Annotated in this window: 18 protein-coding genes and 2 pseudogenes; 2 read left to right on the top strand and 18 right to left on the bottom strand. The window is 58.8% G+C overall.

All coding sequences use genetic code 11. The annotated features are described in order from the left end of the window. The 5 genes and pseudogenes from HJC04_RS25620 to HJC04_RS25600 form a co-directional block, all read right to left on the bottom strand. Positions 1-148, bottom strand: a pseudogene (locus tag HJC04_RS25620) (trehalose utilization protein ThuA); the annotation flags it as partial. A 58-nt stretch (positions 149-206) separates the two neighbouring features. Further along, positions 207-1,232 (bottom strand): ABC transporter ATP-binding protein, encoded by a 1,026-nt coding sequence (locus HJC04_RS25615; RefSeq protein WP_210631904.1) that lies wholly within the window; start codon positions 1,230-1,232, stop codon positions 207-209. Between the two features lie 11 nt (positions 1,233-1,243). Continuing rightward, positions 1,244-2,074 (bottom strand): carbohydrate ABC transporter permease, encoded by an 831-nt coding sequence (locus HJC04_RS25610; RefSeq protein ID WP_221147420.1) that lies wholly within the window; start codon positions 2,072-2,074, stop codon positions 1,244-1,246. Next, positions 2,074-3,060 (bottom strand): carbohydrate ABC transporter permease, encoded by a 987-nt coding sequence (locus HJC04_RS25605; RefSeq protein ID WP_221147419.1) that lies wholly within the window; start codon positions 3,058-3,060, stop codon positions 2,074-2,076. The genes HJC04_RS25610 and HJC04_RS25605 overlap by 1 nt, the downstream gene beginning before the upstream one ends. 66 nt (positions 3,061-3,126) lie before the next feature. Continuing rightward, positions 3,127-4,389 (bottom strand): ABC transporter substrate-binding protein, encoded by a 1,263-nt coding sequence (locus tag HJC04_RS25600; RefSeq protein ID WP_221147418.1) that lies wholly within the window; start codon positions 4,387-4,389, stop codon positions 3,127-3,129. Positions 4,390-4,658: 269 nt separating this feature from the next. Here HJC04_RS25600 and HJC04_RS25595 point away from each other — a divergent pair, with 269 nt between their 5' ends. Continuing rightward, positions 4,659-5,672 carry a substrate-binding domain-containing protein gene (locus tag HJC04_RS25595; RefSeq protein WP_210631900.1) on the top strand — a complete coding sequence of 338 codons (1,014 nt, stop codon included), beginning with the start codon at positions 4,659-4,661 and terminating at the stop codon, positions 5,670-5,672. Between the two features lie 44 nt (positions 5,673-5,716). Here the strand turns inward: HJC04_RS25595 and repC are convergent, their stop codons facing one another. The 11 genes and pseudogenes from repC to HJC04_RS25540 all read right to left on the bottom strand — a co-directional run bounded on the left by repC (position 5,717) and on the right by HJC04_RS25540 (position 19,197). Beyond that, a complete protein-coding gene (repC, locus tag HJC04_RS25590; RefSeq protein WP_221147417.1) occupies positions 5,717-7,021 on the bottom strand; it encodes a plasmid replication protein RepC in 1,305 nt (434 codons plus the stop codon). A gap of 154 nt (positions 7,022-7,175) precedes the next feature. Continuing rightward, positions 7,176-8,177, bottom strand: coding sequence for a plasmid partitioning protein RepB (gene repB, locus HJC04_RS25585; RefSeq protein ID WP_210631898.1), 1,002 nt, complete (start codon positions 8,175-8,177; stop codon positions 7,176-7,178). A 1-nt stretch (position 8,178) separates the two neighbouring features. Then, positions 8,179-9,372 (bottom strand): plasmid partitioning protein RepA, encoded by a 1,194-nt coding sequence (gene repA / locus HJC04_RS25580; RefSeq protein WP_221147416.1) that lies wholly within the window; start codon positions 9,370-9,372, stop codon positions 8,179-8,181. 274 nt (positions 9,373-9,646) lie between these two features. After that, positions 9,647-10,637 (bottom strand): annotated as a pseudogene (locus HJC04_RS25575) (hypothetical protein); the annotation flags it as partial. Between the two features lie 6 nt (positions 10,638-10,643). After that, positions 10,644-11,633, bottom strand: coding sequence for a substrate-binding domain-containing protein (locus HJC04_RS25570; RefSeq protein WP_221147425.1), 990 nt, complete (start codon positions 11,631-11,633; stop codon positions 10,644-10,646). 53 nt (positions 11,634-11,686) lie between these two features. Further along, positions 11,687-12,730: an ABC transporter permease gene (locus HJC04_RS25565; protein WP_210632205.1), complete on the bottom strand. Its 1,044-nt coding sequence runs from the start codon at positions 12,728-12,730 to the stop codon at positions 11,687-11,689. Next, positions 12,730-14,250: a sugar ABC transporter ATP-binding protein gene (locus HJC04_RS25560; protein ID WP_210631896.1), complete on the bottom strand. Its 1,521-nt coding sequence runs from the start codon at positions 14,248-14,250 to the stop codon at positions 12,730-12,732. Before HJC04_RS25560 ends, HJC04_RS25565 begins: the two co-directional genes overlap by 1 nt. Continuing rightward, entirely contained in the window at positions 14,247-15,245 is a 999-nt protein-coding gene (locus tag HJC04_RS25555; protein WP_210631895.1) for a LacI family DNA-binding transcriptional regulator, read from the bottom strand. The genes HJC04_RS25560 and HJC04_RS25555 overlap by 4 nt, the downstream gene beginning before the upstream one ends. Before the next feature lie 304 nt (positions 15,246-15,549). Further along, entirely contained in the window at positions 15,550-16,575 is a 1,026-nt protein-coding gene (locus HJC04_RS25550) for an ABC transporter permease (RefSeq protein WP_221147415.1), read from the bottom strand. A 42-nt stretch (positions 16,576-16,617) separates the two neighbouring features. Continuing rightward, positions 16,618-18,159 carry a sugar ABC transporter ATP-binding protein gene (locus HJC04_RS25545; RefSeq protein ID WP_221147414.1) on the bottom strand — a complete coding sequence of 514 codons (1,542 nt, stop codon included), beginning with the start codon at positions 18,157-18,159 and terminating at the stop codon, positions 16,618-16,620. Positions 18,160-18,234: 75 nt separating this feature from the next. After that, the gene (locus HJC04_RS25540) at positions 18,235-19,197 is read right to left on the bottom strand and encodes a sugar-binding protein (RefSeq protein WP_210631892.1); all 963 of its coding nucleotides are present in this window, start codon (positions 19,195-19,197) and stop codon (positions 18,235-18,237) included. Positions 19,198-19,524: 327 nt separating this feature from the next. On the opposite strand from HJC04_RS25540, the gene HJC04_RS25535 reads away from it, so the two are divergent. After that, on the top strand, positions 19,525-20,628 hold the full coding sequence (locus tag HJC04_RS25535; RefSeq protein ID WP_210631891.1) for a LacI family DNA-binding transcriptional regulator: 1,104 nt from the start codon (positions 19,525-19,527) through the stop codon (positions 20,626-20,628). 200 nt (positions 20,629-20,828) lie between these two features. Here the strand turns inward: HJC04_RS25535 and HJC04_RS25530 are convergent, their stop codons facing one another. Together HJC04_RS25530 and HJC04_RS25525 are read right to left on the bottom strand one after the other, a co-directional pair. Then, a complete protein-coding gene (locus HJC04_RS25530; RefSeq protein ID WP_210631890.1) occupies positions 20,829-21,233 on the bottom strand; it encodes a type II toxin-antitoxin system VapC family toxin in 405 nt (134 codons plus the stop codon). After that, positions 21,230-21,463, bottom strand: coding sequence for an AbrB/MazE/SpoVT family DNA-binding domain-containing protein (locus HJC04_RS25525; protein ID WP_064693019.1), 234 nt, complete (start codon positions 21,461-21,463; stop codon positions 21,230-21,232). Before HJC04_RS25525 ends, HJC04_RS25530 begins: the two co-directional genes overlap by 4 nt. Positions 21,464-21,490 lie beyond the last annotated feature (27 nt).

Below are 21,490 nucleotides of genomic sequence, written 5' to 3'. Positions count from 1 at the left end.
GCAGCGTCGCCGTGGTCGCCGAGATGCCGGCATCGGTATTCAGCGCATTGGCGATCGTCGTATGCATGCCTTCAGGGTAGATGCCCCGGACGATCGCATTGGTATTCTCGTGGATGTTTTCACCCCACACAACGGTGCGTATAGTCACGTCTTTCTCCTTGTAGCTGAAGCGGATCGAGCCTGGGAAGGACATCGAGCCTGAAAGATCAGGCAGCCCGCATGGATTCACGTTCGAGCGCCCGGCCCGACCGGTCGAAACGGTGGATGTGACCGGCAAGTGGCGCGAGGCCAAGCGTTTGGCCCGGCTCATGTCGAGAGACGCCGGCCTCCCGCACGACAAGCGGTTCATCGGCCCCGATATCCAAGTAAACGAAGCTATCGGAACCGAGGATTTCGGAATGGATGACCGTGCCACTCCAAACCGGCGACTCCGCCGTGACGCGCACATGCTCTGCGCGCACACCGATCGTATGGCTGTGATAGGGCTGCGCCTGCCCGCCCGACAGGAAGTTCATTTTCGGCGAACCGATGAAACCGGCGACGAAGACCGAATTCGGGCTTTCGTAAAGTTCCAGCGGCGTGCCGATCTGCTCGACGACGCCGTCCCTCAACACGCAGATCCGATCGGCCAGCGTCATGGCCTCGACCTGATCATGCGTTACATAGATCATCGTCGTGCCGTGCATGCTGCGATGAAGCTTGGCGATCTCGAGCCTCGTCGCGACGCGAAGCGCCGCATCGAGGTTGGACAGCGGCTCGTCGAAGAGGAAAACCTTGGGATCGCGCACGATCGCCCGGCCGATGGCGACGCGCTGACGCTGTCCGCCGGAAAGCTGTCGCGGCAAGCGGTCCAGGAAGGACGAGAGCTGCAGCATACCGGCCGCCTGCTCAACGCGCCGGCGGCATTCGTCTCTGTTGCTCCCGGAAAGCTTCATGCCGAAAGCCATGTTGTCGAAGACCGTCATATGCGGGTAGAGCGCGTAGGACTGGAACACCATGGCGATCCCTCTCTTCGACGGCGCGTGCCGGTTTACCGTCTCACCGTCGAAAGCGAGGGTTCCCGAGGTGATGTCCTCGAGCCCGGAGATGAGCCGCAGCAGCGTGGACTTGCCACATCCAGACGGCCCCACGAACACCATGAACTCGCCCCTGCGGATCTCCATCGTCACACCCTTAATCACCTCGAAAGCGCCGAAGCTCTTGCGGATATTTTCCAATCGGATTTCTGCCATGTCCTACTCCCTCAACCCTTGACGCCGCCGGCGGTCAGCCCCGAAATGATCCGGCGCTGGAATATCAAAACAAGCACGACAACCGGCACGGTGACGATCACCGAAGCCGCCATGATGTTGCCCCAGGGAATTTCGAATTCGCTGTTGCCCGACAGCAGAGCGATGGCGACCGGCACGGTCCGCTGCGTATCCGAGGATGTGAACGTCAGCGCGAAAAGAAACTCGTTCCAGGCGGCGATGAAAGCGAGCAGACCGGTCGTCACCAGCGCCGGCCACATCAGCGGCATGAACACCTGGGTGACGATGACCCATGGCGAGGCGCCGTCGACGATCGCCGCCTCCTCGATCTCGATCGGCAATTCCCGCATGAAGGTCGTCAGCACCCAGACGGTGAAGGGCAGCGTGAAGATCACGTAGGAAAAGATCAGCGCGAAGGGCGTGTTGAAGACGCCGATCCATCGGATGAGTTCGAAGAGGCCGGCAAGAACAGCAATCTGCGGAAACATCGACACCGAAAGGATAGTCAGCATCAACAGTGCCCGTCCGCGAAAATTCACCCGGGCCAAAGCGAACGAAGCGGTGATCGAAAGCAACAGCGATGCTGACACCACGACGCAGGCGATCATCGCGGAATTTGCAAGACTGCGGACGAAGCTACCTTGGCCCATCACGGAAGCATAGTTGCCGAAGGAGATCGAGGTCGGCCAATAATCAACTTGGAAAAGGGCCGTGCCGGTCTTCAGGCTGGTGAGGATCGCATAGTAGAACGGGAAAACCGCAATGATGACGATGATCGTCACGAGCAGGTAGAAGAGTGTGTTCTTGGTGATCGAAAGCAGCATCAGCGTTCCTCCCCGCCGAGCTTGACGCGGCCGAGCCAGATATAGAAGACGGTGACGGACGCGATGATGAGGAAGAGCACCGTCGAGGCGGTGGCGCCATAGGCGAACTTATCGAAGTCGAACAGGTTCTCGCGCGCCATGACCGACATCGTCTTCGTCTGCGCATTGTTGGGCGTCAGAACATAGATCAGGTCGAAGATGCGCATCGCATCCAGCATCCGAAAAATCACGGCAACCATGATGGCAGGCCGGATCAGCGGCAGCGTCAGACGCCAGAAAACCTTGACTGGATTGACGCCGTCGATCTTGGCGGCCTCATAGATGTCTCCCGGCACCATCTGCAGCCCGGCAAGGATCAGAAGCGCCATGAACGGTGTCGTCTTCCAGACGTCGACGATCAACACGGCGATCATCGCCGTTTCGGGATTGGCGGTCCAGGCGATCTTCTCGCTGATCAGGCCGAAACCGAGCAGAACATCATTGAGAATGCCGAACTGGTCGTTGAGCATCCAGGCCCACATCTTGGCCGAAACGATGGTCGGGATCGCCCACGGAATGAGGATTGCGGCCCGAACGATTCCACGCCCAACGAACTGTGCGTTCAGCACCAGTGCGACGATCAGCCCGAGCATAGTCTCGATCGCGACGGAAAGGAGGGTGAATTTGGCCGTGTTCCAGACGGCATTCCACCAGACCGGATCGGCCAGCAACCCCCGATAGACGGTCCTTCCGCTCTTCAACGTCACCCACGACAGATAATTGGCAAAGCCGACGAATTGCGCATTGCCGAGGTCGTTGAGTGACGCATTGGTAAAGCTGAAATAGATGGTTCTGAAGAGTGGCCAGCCGGCGACGATTGCCAGGATCAACAGCGTCGGCGCCAGAAACACCCAGGCCGATCGAATGCGCTCGGATCGCAGTTCCGTAGAGGCTCTGAGGTTGGAAACCCTTTGTTCGACTGCTTGTGGAGCTACGATTTCAGTCATGAAACGCCTTCCCGTTTAGCGCTGCGGAGACTGGACCGACGACCTCTCGGCCGCCGGTCCCGCTACTCACCAGGCATCGCCCTTGAGGGTCGTCAGGTCGGCTTCGAGGAGCTCGAGGTTCTCGGCAGCCGAGCCGCTGCCGGACAGCGTGTTGTGCACGGCCGTCCAGAACTTCGAGGACACTTCGTTGTACTTTACCTTGGCAGTCGCCGAAGGACGCGGCACCGCATCCTGGAAAATGGGTTTCCAGTTCGGCATGAAGGGCTGTGCGGTGGCGACATCCTTGTCGTCATAAAGGTCGCTCAGTGTCGGCAGATTGGACAGCTCGATGGCGCGAGCCTTTTGCACATTCTTCGACGCCAGGAATTTCACGAGCGCGATGGCCGCTTCCTGTTTTTCGGAATATTTCGACACCGCCAGGTTCCAGCCGCCGAGTGTCGAGGATGGCTTGTCGCCGGCGGCCGCAACCGGCAGCGTCATCACGTCGAACTTGCCCTTGACGGCACTATCGGCTCCGTTGCCGAGGGAATAAGCATAGGGCCAGTTGCGCATGAAGACGGCGTTGCCGGTCTGCCAGACGCCGCGCGATTCTTCTTCCTGATAGGCGAGCACGCCGGGCGGCGAGATCGTGCCGATCCACCCCTTGGCGCGTTCGAGCGCTGCTGCCGCCTTGTCGTTGTTGATCGAGATCGTCCCGTCCGGCTCAACGATCTGGCCGCCCCCCGACGACTTCACCCATTCCAGCGCGTTGCAGGTCAGGCCCTCGTAGGAGTTGCCCTGGAAGACATAGCCCCAGAGGTCCTTCTGGCCCGCCTGGCGTTCCTTGTCCTGAATCTCCTTGGCGGTTGCGGCCATCTCGTCCCAGGTCTTCGGCGGCTGCTTGTCATATTTCTCGAGCAGGTCCTTTCGATAAAACAGCGCCGGAGCATCGGTAAATAACGGCAGCGCCACGAGCCGGCCGTTCACAGTCTGCGAGGCGATGATCGACGAGAAGAACTGGCCGGCCACGTCTTTGGTGGCCTCCTTCAGATCAATGAACTGATCGGCAAGCTGCGGCGCCCAGATGACATCGGTCTGATAGACGTCGATATCCTTGTTGCCTGCGGCAAGCCACAAGCGATATTGCGAGAACTGCTCGCTGCTCGATGACGGCATGGTGACGAGCTTCACCTGATTGCCGGTCTCCTTCTCAAAAATCGCAAGCTGCTTGTTCAGGAATTCGACGTTTTTCCCGGTGGTGTTCGCGGCAAACGAAATTTCTGCGGCGTGGATGGGGCCGGCCGCGATAGCGAGGCCAAGCGCGGACAAGGCCAGAGCAAACTGTTTCATAATCTCCTCCCAGAAATTGAAATCGATTTGGCAAACGAAACATTGCAGAAGGCTTTGATGACGTCAAGACACCAAAACCAGCCTCTGCTGGTTGTATTTGTATGATAATAATGGCCATGCTGCGCGGATAAGGGCGTAAATTCGGCATTTGCAGCCAAAACAGCAACGCCACATAATTGAAATCGGTTTCAATATGAACTGAAACGCCACTTGCCCGTTGCGCATCATCAACGCATCGTCCATTGATTTCCCAGCCAAAGAAGACATCGATGAAACTTCGCGAATTTGCAAAGCAGCTTGGGCTTTCTCCGACAACGGTCAGCCGTGCACTCAGCGGCTATCCGGAGGTGAGCGAAGCCACGCGCGCCCGGGTTGCAAGCGAAGCAATGCGGCTTGGCTATCGCCCCGATATCAATGCCGTGCGCCTGAAGACCGGGCGAGCCGGAGCGATCGGCGTCATGATGGGGCGTTCGGGAGAAATTCATTTCGCTGAATTCGTGTCAGGCATGGCGCAACGCCTGGAAACCACCGATACGGATATTCTCATCACACCGATTACCGCGCATAATGACGAGGACGAGATACAGGCCTACCGGCGCCTGGTCGAAAGCCGCCGGGTGGACGCCGTGATCATTCATTCGCCCCGCCCCAGGGACCCTCGGATCGAGATGCTGAACAGCTTGGGCGTGCCGTTTCTGGTCCACGGCCGCTCGGAGACCGATCACGTTCATGCGTGGCTCGATATCGACAATGAAAATGCCGTGCGCAGAGTGACCGAACACCTGCTCGATCTCGGGCACCGCCGCATTGCGATGATCAATGGGCTGCGGGGCAAGACCTATTCGATTCATCGAGAACAGGGTTTTCGGATCGCCCATCAGGAGCGTGGGCTCACCGCAGATCCCAACCTCATGGTCTGCGACAAATTCTCCGACGAGAGCGGCTTTCGCCATGCCCGCTCTTTTCTGGAGAGCGCCAATGCCCCGACCGCCATCGTTGCCGGTTCCACGATGACGGCGCTTGGTGTCTACCGCGCCGTCCGTTCGCTTGGAATGACGGTGGGGCAGGATGTTTCCGTCATCGCCCATGACGACGTCTTTCCCTATCTGACGGCTGAAAATATGGTCCCGTCGCTCTCGACCACACGATCCTCCATGCGTGCCGCGGGCACACGTTGCGCCGAGCTGACGCTACAGCTTATCGCCGGGCGCGCCGCGGACGAGATCCACGAATTGTGGCCGGTCGAGCTGATCCTGCGGGAAAGTACCGCGCCGCCGCGTTGACCGACCAACTTCCGATGCACGCGCGGCCTAGCAGCCGAAGTCCGTCAGCCGGCATCGCGCCGCACTCCACCATTTGCCCGCACCAGGGCCATCAGCATCGGGCCGATCGCAAATTCGCCTCTCTCGGTCCTCCGGGTGAGATCGCGGAGATAACCGCCGGGCGAATTGATGTGTCCGCCCCTTTCCAGAATGCAGGCGATCACCGTCGCGGCGTTTTCCGGCCCCATGCCGGCGCAGGCTTCTTCATAGGCCGAGGGGCTGACGCCGAGCATCGAGCGGACGACGACGGCAGCCGACATCAGGTCGCGCCAATTGCCGATCGTTCCACCCGGCCCATAATCGAGAATCTGCGGGCAGGCCTGAAGAACCAGACCAAGCGGGAAGGATTTCAGCGTATGTCCCGCCGCCGGTTCAGCCGCGCCGGATTTCCTGCCGCTCATTGCGCCGGCAGATGCCGGATGTCTCAATCTTTGCTCGTCCTGCGGCCCGGCGACCCGGTTAATATCGGTCGTCAGCTTCGCGCCCTGCTTCGTTTCGAAGCTTGGTTCAAGTTCAGATGTGGAATAGGGGTTTGAATTCTGTTTGTGGCGCTCAGTTTGAGACTCATTGGCGTCTATTTTTTGTGATTTTATATGTCTTTCCAGCAAGTTGACGGCTTCATCGCGCAACAGGCCCATCTCGTCGAGCAAGGAAGCCAATTCCTCGCGACCCGCCACGCGCGGAATCCTGCACACGAGATCGCGAAACATCAACGACATCTGCTCCCAGTCGCCGGGCACAGCCTCATCGAGCGCTGCTGCGATCAGCTTGGAAATATCGCGCCGGCATACGGTGAGGCGCTCCCTGGTCACCCGGATAAGTTCTCGGTCAGCAACCACCTCGGCGGCCAGGGTTTCGATCTCTGCCGCGCGCGCCAGCAGTGGCGCGACGCTGAAGCCGAAGGCCTCACCGATCTCCCCTTCCCTGTCGCGGCGCGCATAACGCTTTCCGTTCGGGCTGTCCTTGCGCAGGATCAGGCCGGCCTCGACCAGCACGGCAAGATGCCGCCGCAGCGTCGCCGGCGTCATACCCCGGGCGCGAAGCGAAAGCTGCGCATTCGAGGGAAAGACGATCAGGCCTTTCTCCTCGGAAATCTCGTCATCGGGATAGAAGGTCAGCAGCGCATCGAGCACCGTCAGCGCCCGATCGGTCACGCCAAGCGCCGGCCGCGCCTCGCAGATCGCCCTGAACAGTTTCCACTTGCTGCGTTTCATCCCCGGCTCGATCGTCTCGGCCAGTTGCTGGCTTGCCAGCATGCCGAGCGACATCGGCCGCCGCCCAAAGGGCGTCGTCACATATCCACTCTCCATTTGCCTTCACCTTCGTTCAGGCAAAAGAAAACAGTCCACCACTTTGGTGCCTAAGACGCTTGACTGTGATTCGTGGAAATGCGATTCTCGATGTGCTTAAGATCTGAGAAGGGCTTCCACGACGGCGTCGTTGGGGGCCTTTTTCTTTTGCGCGCTACGCTCCTCTGTACTTTTTGAACTCCTGGAACAGGCCTTGCAGCCGCTCCTGGACGAATTGGTCGAACCCGGGCGCGGTCTTGCCGTCGAAGACGAAAGTGGCGCCGGACCCTGTCTTTTTGACCATTACCGGCACGCCGCTGATTTCTGATTTACTCGCCGCCGGCTTCGGTGCCGCAGCCTTCTTCGTTGCCAGAACGAATGCCCGGTGAAACCGCTCGTCACTCGAAATTCCGCGCGCGTCGTCCGCGGACAACTCCGCGATGATCTTATCGACATCGGCATTTTCCAGCCGCTCGCCGAGTTCCAGCCAGCGTCGGCGGCCAATATCAGGCGCAGCCCCGATGGCGTTGATGAGCGCCAGGGGCACCTGCCGTATCACGATCAGCATTCTCGACAGCGCCGCCTTGTCGACGCTCAGCGCCGCCATGATGACGTCGCGGGCAAAGCCGCGTTCCTCGAGCCGCGACGCGAAAAGCGCACGCTCGATATAGGAGAGATTGGTGCGGGCGCTGTTTTCCTGCCCCTGGCTGACGACCAGCTGGCCGTCGGTCAGGTCGCGGACGACCGCGCGCACCCTGATGCCGATCTCTCTCGTGGCCGCCAGGCGGCGATGGCCATAGGCGACCTGATAGCGGCCCCTGGCTTCCGGATGCGGACGCACGAGGATCGGAACCTGCTGCCCATGCTCGCGGATCTGCTCGACCAGCTCGGCGAGTTCAGCCGCATCGATCGCCAGGCGGTCGCTGACGAAGGAGCCGTCGATGAGCCCGGGATCGAGCTCGACGATCATCTGGCCGGCCGCAAGCTGCCGTTCCAGCTCGCTCGCCCGCTCCATCTTCTCGGTAATGTTGCCGAGCGTCTTGGTGATGCCGCCGACCGGCCCGCCGCTGCGCTCCTGCGGCACGAAGCCGGCAATCGGACGATTGTCGCGCGGCGCGACCGCTTCCACCCTTGCCGGACTCGGCGCGGAAATTTCGATGAGGTTCTTGCGCGCCATCCTATCTCCTTCCCCAGGTGGAGCGAATATGCGCTTCGATCTCACCATTCACGAGGTTCAGCGACTCCAGCGCGCGATCATAGGTTCCGCGTGTGAACTGCGAACGCTCGACTTCGTAGAGTGTCTGCTTGGTGACGCCGGCATCGGAAACGGCCGTCGATTTCACCATGGCGTTGTGGAGCATGCGATTGCCGAAGATCGCCCGCATGAAGCCGGTCATCTGGCTTTGCGGCCCGTCATTCGGCTCGAACCGCGTCACGAGATAGCGCATCCAGTCATAGCTGGTGCGCCCGCCGGCCTTCTCGACGACCGACATCAATTCACTCGTCATCGTCAGGAACTGCGACATCGACATGACGTCGAGCATCTGCGGGTGAACCGTAATCAGCACCGAGGTCGCGGCGCAGAGCGCCGACATCGTCAGGAAGCCGAGCTGCGGCGGGCAGTCGACGACGACGATGTCATAAAGGCTTTCGATATTGGTCAGCACCTCGCCGATGCGGGCGAAGAACATCGTCTCCGCCGTGCCCGATGCCATGGCCTTCGGCGTCTCGTGCTCGAACTCCATGAGTTCGAGATTTCCGGGAATGAGATGCAGGTTCGACGTATAGGTGGCGCGCACGATGTCGGCGATCGAGCGCGGATCGTCATAGCGGATCGCACCGTAGATCGTTTCGCCCTCGCCGACGTCGAACTCCGGCTGATGGCCAAACAAAGCAGACAGGGAGGCCTGCGGGTCGAGGTCGACGGCGAGTACGCGGTAGCCCCGGAGCGCCATGAACTGCGCGAAGTGGGCGGCGGTCGTGGTCTTGCCCGAGCCGCCCTTGAAATTCATCACGGAAACGATCTGGAGTTTTTCGCCCGGCCTGCGGGCCGGCACGTATTTCGGCGTCCCGTTCCGCTCGTCGAGGACCCGGCGGATCCGGTCCATGTCGGTTGCGCTATAGAGCCGGCGTCCGTTTGCCAGCGGATCCGGTCCATGGCCGTCAGCGGCCACCTGCCGGAGATAACCTTCGCCTATGCCGATGAAGGCCGCAGCCTCCGCCGGAGAAAATGTCCTGATCGTCTTTTGCGACAGAGGGGGAAAGATTTTGGCCTGATGCTGCTGAAGTTGATAGGATAACTCCTTCGCATCCGTTGCCAGAAGCGACGGAAGGTGCTCTTGATCATCTTGAAGAGCAAGACTCGGTTGCATGATCTCTTTCCTGCGTAACTGCGCAATTTTGAACGAAAGCGCTTCAGTTGCGCAGTTACTATATGCCGCGATTCGTGACCGAATTACAAATGCTTAACCAAAACGCGCATCAGAGCCGGCAAAACAGGCTCCGAAAAACGCAGGTTTGGCGGCTTGGATGGCGGTGATTCGCACCGCCCGAGATGCCGACAGGCAAGGCCTGCATGCTCAACATCCATATGAAAATCATTGAAACTTTGCGGGCCGCCGGCAGGACGGAAAGGGTTCGACCCGACTATTGCCCGTCATCTTTCAGGTAGTTGTTGCCGTTGATCACCAAGAGCCCGTCGGAACCCTTGTCCGGTTCGAAAATGCTCAGGCTCTCCATCTTGCTATGCGTATCGGTCAGGTCGAGGCGATAGTCCGAAAGCCTATAACGCTGGAGCCGGGCCGGTCACCGGACGTGGTCACACCCGTCCGCGACCCACCGACCTCCCTGGTCATCGAGGCGCCGGACCAGCGGGTGCGTTCGAAAGTGCCGTTCTTGCGCAGCGTCAGCGTGTGGCTGGTGGCGACCGATCCCGAGGAGGTCGCGGTCATGCCACTTGACGCAAAGTTGTAGACCCATTCGCCGTCAAGCGTTGCGCCGTCCTCGAATGGCGGCACCGCCCGGTAATCATCTGCGTCGATCACCAGGTCATCGCCCTTCTTCGAAAATGGCTTCGTCTCGACCTCGATCGTGCCGTAGGCAGAAGTGACGCTGCGCATTTCGAGCGACACAGCCGAAGAGAAGAAGCCCCCGTCGGCGAGTTTATAAAGGCCGCAATCGGTGGGATTGTCCTTGCAATGCTCGGTAATGCTCCGGCCCCCTTCGGCAGTTCCGTGCTGAACATACCATTCGGATCGAACACGGTAATCTCACTATCGGAATATAGGTCGACGCAGCCGAAGACATTTGGACGGACGCCGGTATCGAGATGGGTAAAGACGCCGTCGAGTTCGCCATCATCGTTCGTCGGGATGAGATCGAAATCCCGATCGGAAGGATCGAGCTTGACCGAGCGCACGAGCGCCTCGAAATCAATTTCGACGCTTTTGCTTCTGTCAGCGCTGAGATTCAAGAGCACGAACTGCAGATAGGCCTGCCGCTTGTCGCTGGCGATGCCGACAACGATTTGATTGATGCTCACATTCTTATGTTGGACGCAGCAACGTTCCTCCACTCGAATGTCGTGGCCGTTTATGTCACCACCCGGCCGATCGGACGCGGCCGGCCGGGGGAGTGTCGGGTTTTATTTACCCATCATCTGCTTGGCGTTATCAGGCGTAATCGCGGTGGTGTCGACTGTTACGGTTGCCGGCACCGACGAGGCGCAATCGAGTAATATCGACTTTGCCATGTCGATCGCTTCCTTCGCGCCCGTGGGATAGGTAAAGGTCGCGGACCAATCACCCTTCGCGACCGCTTCAATCCCGCCGGCAGGGCCAGGCAAGCCGTCGGTGCCGATGATCTTCACGCTCTTGCCGGCGCCTTTTGCAGCAAGCAGCGCACCGGCCGCCATCATGTCGTTGCTGGCATAGACCATCTTGATATCGGGATGAGCCTGCAACATAGCCGCGAAAGCCGTTTGCGCTTTGTCCGGCAGCCAGTCAGCTGCCTGTTCTGCAACGATCTGAATCTTAGGATTGGCCTTCACACCATCTTTGAAGCCGTTCAGCCGTTCGACGGCCGGTGTCGAACTCGGCAGCCCCTCCAGCACGGCAGCCTCGCCGCCATCTGGAAGAAGCGTCTTGCTCGTATATTCGCCGGCTGCCAAAGCAATCTTGTAATTATCGCCACCGATGAAAGCTGTGTAGTCCTTGCCGGCTTCACCGTTCGTCTTACGATCGAGTTCGATGACCGGGATACCCGCGTCCATTGCCCGCTTGACGGCAGGGGTAAGCGGAGCCGCTTCGAAAGGCGATATCAACAGGAGGTCAACCTTTTGCGTTATGAAATTGTCGACCTGTGATGTCTGAGTGTTCACATTGCCGGCCCCGTCGGCAATCTGCAGCGTAAACTGAGGGACCGCCTTGGCGGCCGCCTCCAGCTCATCGTTGACATGCTGGCGGTATGGCTCAGCGTTGTTGGCTTGCGAGAAGCCGATGACGAATTCGCCGTCTTTGGCGCAAGCCTTCACGAGCGGATCGGCAGCTTGGGCCACGCTCACAGAACCGACGCAAGAGCAGGCCAGTAGCAGGATTCGCCAGGTATTTGATGACTGAAATGTAGTCCGTATCATTGCTTTCTCCTCCACATTGATCCCGGATCCACCTTCCGGGAGGTGCCGCCACATTACCTGCCCAACCCTTCGCGGCGACGAACGAGGGATTGAAGGACTGCCGCCAAGACAATGATTGCCGCCGTGGCAAGCAATTGCATCGCTGGCGTGATGTTGTTGAGCTGCAGAATATTGGCTAAGGCACCCAGCATGATCGTGCCGGCGATCGTTCCGACCATGGAACCCGCGCCGCCAAACAGACTGGTTCCTCCAATCACCACGGCGGCGATGGCAGTCAATTCGTATCCGGTGCCATCATTGGCGCTACCGAAGTTGAATTGGCCGGCGTGGACGATGCCGGCTAGCGCGGATGCAAAGCCTGTTATGGCATAGACGGCGATCTTGATCGCCGAGACAGGAACGCCCGATATGCGGGCGGCACGCTCATTTCCGCCAACCGCATAGACGTAACGGCCGAACCGCGTTGTATTGAGAAGGATCGTGGCGATGAAGGCGAAAATCAGAAAGACGATGGTGGCTACCGGAACGACGTTGCCGAACAGACGGCCGCCCAGGATTGCGAAGATCGGCGGAGCAAGGCCTGGCCCCTCGCCATACGATATATTGATGTATTGATTTCCCGAGACCACGAGTGCCAGGCCTCGAGCAGCCTGCAGCCCCGCAAGGGTCACGATGAATGCTTCGAGCCGAAACTTGCTTGAGATTGCTCCTTGGACCAACCCGAAACAAGTTCCCATCAGGAGCACCGCCACAACCGTCGTAATTAGCCCGAAGCCACCAGAGACCATCAACGTTGCAGTAACAACGCTCGCAAGACCAAGGGTCGCCCCGACCGATAGATCGATCCCGGCGGTGATGATCACAAACGTCATCCCGATCGCGATGATGCCGGTTTCGGATACCGCGCGGACGATGTTGGCGATGTTGTCGGGCTGGAGAAACAGGATAACGCCGTGCCGGCGGGGAGAGAATATGATGCCGCCGGCAAAGACCAGCACAAGGCCGATCAGGCTTTGGAAGCGCACTATCACAGCAAGCGGATCAATACGCTTAGCAGGCTGTATCGCTGGATTGGACGTGATCTGCTGTTCGGACATCATCCCTCCCTCCCGTTGGCAGCGGCCAGAACCTCATGCTCGCCCACGCCGCCGGAAAATTCGGCAACGCTGCAGCCGTCGCGGAGAACCACTATTCGGTCGCATAAGCCGATCAGCTCCGGCATTTCGCTTGAAGCGACAAGAATGCCCAATCCGTCCGAGGCAAATTTGCGCAGGCGAGTGTAAATCTCCCCCTTCGCTCCGACGTCAACACCACGGGTCGGCTCGTCGAGAAGCAACAAGCTGGGATTGCCCAATACCTCCTTCGCAAGGACGACCTTCTGTTGATTGCCGCCAGAAAGAGCACCCACCGCGATCCGGGGGTTCTTCGGACGAATGTCGAAATTCCCGAACGAGTTCTTAATCGCATCGTCCTGTCGACGCGCAGACAACAAGCCATTCGGCGATATCCGCCGAATGATCGACATCACCAGATTGAGGCCAACAGACATACGCAACATAAGTCCGGCACCGCGCCGATCATCGGTTACGAATGCGAGACCAACTCTGCGCGCAGCGGCGATGGATCTGAGCCTTGCCGGTTTGCCGTCAATTGTAACCTCGCCCTGCCATCTTCCCGGCACGCCCGTCCCGTACAGAGCGCTCAGAAGCTCCGTCCGGCCCGCGCCCATCACACCAGCCAAACCGACAATTTCACCGCGGTGAACATCCAGATCAATTTTAGATGGGGCCCGCCACCCGGGTGACGGCCGATGCGGACGGAAGGAGGCCTGCCGCATCCGCAGAAGCACATCTCCGACATGACCGGAGCGAGGCGGGTAAAGCTCGCTCAATGGACGGCCGACGAGAAGCTGTACCAACTTGGCCTGCGGCGCGTTCGGTTCGGTAACGCCAGCTACTCTACCGTCGCGCATCACCGTCACTCGATCGGCAATCTGCGGGACTTCCTCAAGCCGATGCGAAATATAGACGATACCTACGCCTGATGATGCGAGTCCGCGCATGATTTCGAACAAGCGATCGACTTCCCCAGCGGTCAAGGCAGCTGTTGGCTCGTCCATAATCAGAGCACGCGACGCATAAGACAGCGCCTTGACAATGGCGACAACCTGGCGCTGGCCGATTGAAAGTTCGCTTACGAGCTGAGCCGGATCAATTGAACGGTCAATCGCTTCCAGTCTGTTGCGGGCTTCGCGCAACATCGCCTTTCCGTCCAGCATGCCGTGTCGATGGACCAACTCGCGACCAAGAAAGAGATTGGCCGCGACGCTCAAACTCGAAACGAGATCCAATTCCTGGAAGATCGTCGCGATTCCTGCGGCTTGTGCATCGCGGGGGGTGTAAAATCGCGCGGGGTTTCCGTTGATGAAGATCTCTCCCCGATCCGGCGTATGCACCCCCGACATCAGGTTCATCAATGTTGATTTGCCCGCGCCGTTCTCCCCAAGCAGGGCATGAATCTCTCCAACTTTGAGATCGAAATCCACGCCACGTAGCGCTTGAACACCGCCGAAATGCTTGGTGACCCCTTTCGCCGAAAGAACAACCTGATTATTCATGCTGCTTCTCCACACGATTGACGGATACGCAGGACTGGCGACAGGCGCACGGTCTGCCGAGGTAGATGTTTATCGCCGATCCGTTGGATCAGGAGATCCGCTGCTTTGTAACCAATCTCGTCACAAGGCTGGGCCATGAGCGTCAGGCGCGGTTCGAAATAATCCGCCCATTCGAAATCATCGATTCCGAGCACGGATATGTCCACGGGAACGCGTAGACCGCGTTCCCGAATGGCTCTCATGGTGCCGATCATCGCAAGATTATTTGAGGCCAGGATTGCTGTGGGTGGCTCCTTCAGCTCCAGCAACCGGTGCGTCGAAGCCGTGGCGTCTGCGGTGCTGCTATTGCCATTGCTGATGAAAGCAGGCGGCACCTCTATCCCCTTCTCCGCCATGGCAGCCCGGAAAGCCTTCGTGCGCTCCACGGTCGTCGCAAATCCCGGCTGACCCAGGATGATTCCGATCCGTTCGTGATGGAGTGCAACGAGATGATCGACCAGCATGCGAATAGCCGCCGTGTTATCGGTCCCGACCTGATCGAAACGATCATCGGAGAGCCTGTCGACGAGCACGCAGGGAAGATTGCAGTCGATAAGGTAGTCCAACGATCTTTTTGGATCGCCCGAAGGGGCAAGAATAATCCCATCGACGCGGCGCCGATGCAAATGCCGGACGAGCTCCAGTTCTCGATCTGGATCGTCCTGAGTGTCACACAAAAATGCGATCAAGCCTCTCTTGGAACACTCGGCTTCGATCGCGCAAATGATGTCGCTGAAATAAGGGTTCGAGATCGCGGAAATCGCCAAGCCGACTGTACCTGTCGAGGAGAGTTTGAGCGAGCGCGCAACGGCGTTTGGAATGTAGCCAATCGCGTCCACAGCCTCCATGACGAGCTTCGCCTTTTCGGGCGACACGTAGCGGGTCTTGTTAAGAACGTGCGAAACCGTGGAGACAGAAACTCCGGCCGCCCTTGCGACCGCGGAAATAGTGGTCATGCGTGCCCTCCGGCTTTCGCCAGCAGCACTACAAGGAAGCTGCTCAAATTATCCTCCCAAGCGGAACCAACTCGAACAGGCTTTCCCGGGATCCGCGAATATGATCACGCTAACGTCATCGAAACGTTTGCGCAATCGATTTCGTATGGATATCTCTCAAGCCGCACCCCCTCCTTGGAAGGAAGGTACACGTGAAAAGATGTTCCGCGTTCACGGTCGACCAATGTTGGTCATGGCTTCAATGGTCATGACATGAGCTCCAGAAACGAGCAGGCGATCAACTCTTCGCCGAGTGTGGCCGCATCTATTCCCGGTTAGCAACCACCGGCAAGGTTCCTTCGTTTGGACGACGGGATTCAGTCTGCCGTGCGGCGGAGACGAGGCGTCGCTTTGCGCGGATAGAATGCCATTGTTGGTCGATCAGGACGCCAATGAGGATCACGCCACCCATGACGGCGAAGTTCAGCGACGAAGGAATGCCGAGCAGGTTTACAAGGTTTTGCAACTCTTGCAGTAGGACTGTGCCCAGCACGACCCCGACGATCGATCCCTCACCGCCGCGGAGTGAAAAGCCGCCGAGCACGGCGGCGGCGATCGCGTAGAGCTCGTAGAACTGGCCATGGCTCGCCGGCGAGATCGAGCGCGTGTACATGGCGAAATAGATCGCCGAAAGCGCCGTAAGCAGTCCGCAGATGATATAGGCCGTCATAACCAAGCGGTCAGTCCGGATACCTGAATAGCGAGCAGCCTCTTCGTTTTTTCCAACCGCGTAAAGATAACGTCCGAAGACAGAGCGATGAAGCACCAGCCACATGGCCACGGAAATGACGACCATCGCAATGAAGGTGCTCGGAATGCCATAGAACCGCCCGGCGGTCAGAAACTCAAGCTTCGGGAAATTCTGGCCGAAAGCAAATCCCGCCGTTCCGTCGGCCGTATAGAAGCGCGCTGCCCCGCGATAGATCAGGAGGCCGCAAAGGGTGACGACGAAGGGCTGCAAGTTGAGCCGGGTGATGAGCCAACCGTGGACGGCGCCTATGACGGCGCCGAGCAGGAGAATGAGCGGCAGTGCCAGCGTCCAGGGCATATCTTGTACCGCTATGAAATCGACGAACAGTACGCCAAGAAGCGCTACGAGCGAGCCCACCGAAAGCTCGATACCGCCCGTAATGATGACAAAGGCCTGACCCATCGACAGGATGCCGAACAGACCAATCAGGTTGGCGGTGTTCGCGAGGTTGATCGGCAGCAAGAAGCGCGGGTTGATGATGGCGACGACGACGCCGACAACGACGATCAAAAGCAGCAGTCCAAGATCTTTCTTGATCATTCGAGACCCATCTCCGATACCCGTTCATAATGGCCGCGGCCGCTATTTTACGCTTTTGCCGACAGCAAGCAAAAGGACGCTTTCCTGGCTGAATTCGTCCTCTTCGAGAATGCCGGCGATCTGGCCCTCGTGCATGACGGCGATGCGGTCAGAAACGCCGATCACCTCTTCCATGTCGCTGGAGATCATCAGGATCGCGACACCGGCATCAGCAAGCGCTCGCATCAGGCCGTAGATTTCGTTCTTCGCGCCGATATCGATGCCGCGTGTCGGCTCATCGAAGATCATTACCCTCGGGCTCATCGACAACCATTTGGCTAGAACCACCTTTTGCTGGTTGCCGCCGGACAGAGTGCCGGTTCGCGTCGAAACGGAGGGCGCTTTGATCCCGAGACGAACACGCTGCTTTTCAGCGGCCTCGATCTCCCGTTCAGCGGAGACCATGAAGCGGCTAGAAATCCTGGGAAGATCGGCAAGGGTGATGTTCTGGGCGATCGGAAGATCAAGAAGAATGCCATTGCGCTTGCGATCCTCCGGCACCAGAAAAATGCCCCGGGCGACAGCGTCCCGAGCAGAACCGATCGCAATTTGGCGTCCGTCCTGCAGAATGGCTCCGCCGTAACTCCGGTCGATGCCGAAGAGTACCCTTGCAAGCTCGGTGCGGCCAGACCCGACGAGGCCTGCAAGCCCCAGGATTTCTCCGTACCTTATTTCCAGGTCAACGGGGCGGCTGGGATAGGCCTCAGTGCGCACGCCGTTTACCTTCAATGCGACCGGCCCTGGCGAACGCTGCGGCTTTGCCGTCCGGGCCGCGAGCAACCGGCCGATCATCAGCTTGACCATTTGATCATGGCCAATGTCCTTCTTGGCGAGCGTACCTACGAGCGTGCCATCGCGTAATACGACCACCCGATCTGCTACGCGCTCAACCTCGTGGAGACGGTGCGAGATGAAGATCACACTGATTCCATCCGCTTTCAGCGATGTGATGATGTTCAGCAGCCGCTCGGTTTCGGCCAGCGGCAGGCTGGAAGTGGGTTCGTCGAAGATGACAAGCCGAGCCTTGATCGACAGCGCCTTGGCGATTTCCACCATCTGCTGCTCGGCAAGAGAAAGCAACGCAACGGGTGTGTCGGCGGAAAAATGTGCTCCCACGCGCTTCAAGAGCGGGGTCACCATCTCTCGAAGCCGAGCACGATCGACAAACTTGAAAGGTCCCGCTTTCAACGGCTCACGGCCCAGGAAGATATTGGCGGCGACGTCGAGATTGTCAAAAAGGTTGAGTTCTTGATGCACAAAAGCGATGCCGGATGCGATGCTCGTCTCCACAGTAAGGTGGCGAAGCTCTGCGCCATCGAGCAGGATCGTGCCCCGATCCGGAGCGATCACGCCGCCAAGAATATTCATCAGCGTCGATTTGCCGGCCCCATTCTCGCCGACCAAGCCGATGACCTCTCCCGGCACGATGTCGAGCGACAACCCGTCAAGCGCTACGACGCCTGGAAAAGTCTTGCCAACGCCGGAAAGCGAAAGGAACGGCGTTGCAGGCGCGTTCGGTGACGGGATGTCTGAGCTATGATTCATTGCCTGTCCATGACTGCGGGTGCTGCGGCATGAAACGTCTTTCGCGGCGGGGAGTACCCCCGCCGCGAAAGAGAATTACTTTCCAGCCATGGCCTTCAAGTTGGCGGCATATTTATCGACGTCATCCTTGCCGATGATCACTGTCGGAATGATGATCAAGCCGTTGCTGGGAACACCGGACTTGTCGCCCTTGAGGTAGGCAGCCATCAGCTTCATCCCCTGATAAGCCCATTCGAATGGCTGCTGCACGACGGTTGCCGCGACAGTGCCTTCCTTGACGCCGCCGAGCGTGATCGGATCGTCGTCAAAGCCGACGACAGTGATCTGACCAAGCTTTCCGGCGTCGCGCAGCGCCTCATAGATGCGTGGCGTGTTATATGAGTAGAAGCCGACCATGCAGGTCACGTCCGGGCTGGCAACCAGTGCATCCTCGACATTCTTTTTTGCGCGTGTCTGGTCGATATCGTCACCGCGCACATCTGTCAGCTCGATCTTCGTCCCCTTAAGCCCATCCTTCATGCCCTGAATGCGTTCCTTGGCATTATCGGCTCCGAGGAGCCCGACAAAACCGATGCATTTGCCGCCATCCGGCATTGCCTTCTTCGCGATTTCAGCCGCCTGCAGACCGGCGTCGATATTGGACGAGCCAATATAAGCGACGCGGTTGGTCTGCGGCGCGTCGCTGTCGGTCGTGAAGAGGGCTGTTTGTGAGCCGATCTTGTTCAAGCCCTCGGTCTGCGTCTTGGGATCGACTGCGGAAACCATGATCCCCTTGACGCCAGCACTGACGAGGTCTTCCATCAGGCGCTGCTGGATGGCTACCGATGCCTGCTCAGGGTACTTCAGTTCCAGTTGGTAATCCGGCAATTCGGCCTGGGCCTTCTTCACGCCCGCTTCCGCGGCTTTCCAGAAGTCAGACGCGCCGTTGACGACGAAAGCAAGAGTTGGTTTGTCGGCGGCATCGGATACTGCAATCGGCGCCGCGCTCAGTACCAGCCCGGCAAGGAACAAGGCTGCATTCCGTTTCAGCTGTTTCATAATATACCTCCCGAGGGGCCGCAGTCGCATGGGCCCGTTTGCGATTTACGGCCGGCCGAATGCGCGCCCCCTCCTAAGGGCCGCCGCAAAAGCGACGAGTGGCATAGGTTCCGATCGCCCTCTGACGGTATACAAGAATCTTAATTAGTAAATAGTATTATCAATGCACATCAAAACATTTCATCGCGGGATAACTAGAATCAAGTTTTGAAGTGATGATCGCCAAGCAATGCAGGTGATCGCGCGATTGCCAGCACTTTCGGATAAATGCTAATATTAATTACCTAAAACGCAACTCCTTCCAAGATCCGGAGATCATTCCCCCGCATGCGAAAGCCTAAGACCCAAAAGAATCCTGAAATGGATAAGCCCGCCCGCGTGACCATGATGGACATCGCCGCGGCGGCCGGCTGCTCGCAGGCTGCTGTTTCCTTCGTGCTCAACGACACGCCCGGTACCCGCATCTCACAGCAGACTCGCGACCGCGTATTGGAGGCGGCGCGCGCCCTCGGCTACATGGGGACAAGCTATACCATGAAGGCCACTTATTCGGGCCTGGACAACGTGATCGGTTTCGCAGTGGATCAGCTCGCTACCAGCCCGGAAGCGATCGTCGCAATCGAGGGCGCCCGCCAAGCGTCGTGGAACACGGGCAACGTGCTGTTGGTCACCCAAACGCTGGGTGATCCTGTCATGGAGCCAAAAGCGATCAGGGCGCTGACGAACGGGGGCATATCCGCGCTCATATACATGACAATCTATACCAGAGAGGTCCAACTCCCTTCTTATGTCTACGAACTCAAGATCCCGACGGTATTGTTGAACTGCTACACGGCGGATCATGCCTTTCCAGCCGTGGTGCCAAGTGAAATCGCCGGAGGCCAGAGCTCCACCCGGCATCTAATCGCGCACGGTCACCATCGCATAGGGACGATCACTGGTGAAATCTGGATGCAGGCTGCACAAGACCGGCTGACGGGATACCGCCGTGCACTGGCGACCGCCGATATACCCTTCGATCCAGAATTAGTCGTTGAAGGCGACTGGTCGGCCGGTGCCGGCTACGCCGCTACGATGCAATTGCTTGCTTTGCAGGACCCCCCCACCGCCATTTTCTGCCAGAACGATCGCACTGCAGTGGGATGCTACGAAGCGCTCAAAGATGCCGGGCTTCGCATTCCCCAGGATATGTCGGTGGTCGGCTACGACGATGAGGAAATTTCAAGACATCTGGTGCCGGCACTGACCACTTCGGTCCTTCCGCACCTCGCCATGGGTCAGTGGGCGATTGAACATCTCAACCTTCAGACCATGCCCGGCAAGCGCTATCCAATTACGAAGCTCGAATGCTCACTGGTCAATCGTCATTCCGTCGCTGCGCCGAGGGCCAAGGCGCGGCATATCTTCGATGGGGCGCATGGGCCGCGATAGACTGGAGGTCGAGCCGGCGGGGCACTGCACCGCTGGAGCATGATCCCCGTTTCGGTCGGCATCATTCTCTGGTTGTTCAATAGAACAGGATTCACCCTTTGATGCGAAGGCCAACCGGTCAATAGTGTTGAGGCCGCGCAAAGCTTGAGCCCCGGCTGCAGGGAGATTTATTGGAATCTGCCATAACGCGGGTCTTCGCCTCAGGAACCGGGCGCTATCAATTTCAACGAGGGGAAATAGCGGCGATAGCGGCCGACATCTCGCGTCAGGAGCGGCAGCTCCTGCACGGCGGCATGAGCGCCGATGAAGAAATCGGGAAGTACGCCGGTGCGCGTACCGCCTGCTTTGCGATATTGCGTGAAAACCTTCCCGGCAAGAAACAGGGCGGGTTTCGGCATCGGTATCATCTCGAGGGCGGCCTGTTCCACAAAGGCCTCCAGGTCCTCGATCCTCTCGTATCGAACCGCAAGTTCGGCAAAGACTACATCATTAATGAGCAGGGGACCCTCGATACTCGCGGCTTCGAGTTGCGCAATAGACCAGTCGGACCATTCCGGGTCGTCGGTTACGAGGTCCAGGAGCACATTGGTATCAACCAGGGTCACGTTTCGCCGCGCGTTAAAGCCATGATAGCGTCGGTATCCAGGCCCTTGCCGGCATGGCCGCGCAGCTTCTCGAAGCGGCTCGCCGGCCGTTTCTTGTCGGCGCGCGTCAGAACCACACTGCCGTCGGCAGCACGATGAAAATCGACCTGGCTGCCAGGAACGATGCCAAGCATGTCCCGTACAGGCTTCGGAATGGTCACCTGCCCTTTCGCAGTAACGGTGGTGGTCATAGCGAACGCCTTCTGTAATACTCTCCA

The organism is Rhizobium sp. NLR8a (assembly GCF_019685235.1).
Taxonomy (GTDB): Bacteria; Pseudomonadota; Alphaproteobacteria; order Rhizobiales; family Rhizobiaceae; genus Rhizobium.
Note: the sequence above shows the minus strand (reverse complement) of the source record. Positions and strands in the feature narration are given on the sequence as shown.